This is a genomic window from Methylobacterium sp. BE186, assembly GCF_031457035.1.
Taxonomy (GTDB): Bacteria; Pseudomonadota; Alphaproteobacteria; order Rhizobiales; family Beijerinckiaceae; genus Methylobacterium; species Methylobacterium segetis.
Genome location: NZ_JAVDVV010000074.1, coordinates 1 through 1099, shown reverse-complemented (window position 1 = coordinate 1099; position 1099 = coordinate 1). Strand labels below are relative to the sequence as shown.

The 1099-nt window shown below is 72.7% G+C and carries 1 pseudogene; it reads left to right on the top strand.

Annotation, left to right across the window (positions count from 1 at the left end):
* Window positions 1-1099, top strand: a pseudogene (locus J2X36_RS26780) (hypothetical protein); the annotation flags it as partial.

Below are 1099 nucleotides of genomic sequence, written 5' to 3'. Positions count from 1 at the left end.
CTTCAACAACCTGGGGACGGGCCGGATCAGCCTTCAGAACGGGCTGACCACGGACCGGCTGGCGCTGACGGGAAGCTATGCCGGCAGCGCCGGCTCGCGGATCGCCATCGACGTCGACCTGTCGCGCACCGATGCCGGCCAGCGCGGCGACGTGCTGGCGATCGCGGGCGCGAACGGCGGCGCCAGCCTGCTCAGCCTGAACTACGTCAGCCCGCGGCTGGCCTTCTTCACCACGCCGATCCCGGTGGTGCAGGCGGGCGGCGGGGCGGGCCAGCTGCAGGTCGACCCGGCCACGCCGCTGCCGACGAGCGGGTTCATCACCTACGCCCTGCAGGCGAGCCCCGGCTCGGCCGGCTCCTACGAGATCGTCTCGCGGATCAACCCGGGCCAGGCGGCGGCCTCGGTCTCGGGCATCACCGGGATGATCACCTCGCTGAACGTGGGCTTCTTCCAGTCGATCAGCGCCTTCATCAGCGGCCCGGCCGAGCACCGGATCTGCACGGAGGCGTTCCGGGAGGCCAAGCTGTGCGAGCAGCAGGCCACCGGCAGCGTCGGGGTGACGAGCAGCGACAAGAGCTGGGCGCAGCTCAACCGGCAGGCGGCGGCCGCGCCGGTGGCGGCGGAGGCGGAGGTCTCGGGCATCCTGCCCGACACCTACGGGCTCGGCCTGTGGGCGCGCGGCTCGGGCGGCGAGACCACGATCCGCAGCGCCAGCACGGCGGATTTCGGGGGCGGGGCGACGCTGACGGGGCAGAACCGGACCCGGATCGGGTTTGCCGGGTTCCAGCTCGGGGGCGACGTGGCGGTCTTCAACATCGCCAACAGCGGCTACAACCTGCATCTGGGCCTGACGGGCGGCGAAGTCTACGCGGACGGGCGCGAGCTGGTGTCCTCGCAGGCCTCGGGCCAGTTCCGGGTGCCGTTCTTCGGGGCCTACGCGGCGGTGACGAGCGGCCCGTTCACCTCGGACGTGTCGTGGCGGCACGACTTCTACGAGGCGCGGATCAGCGACGTGGCGGTGACGGCGCCGCAGGGGCGCCTGCCGATCGGGTCGGACACGATCGCGGCCTCGGCGGGCTACCGGTTCGACCTGCCGGGC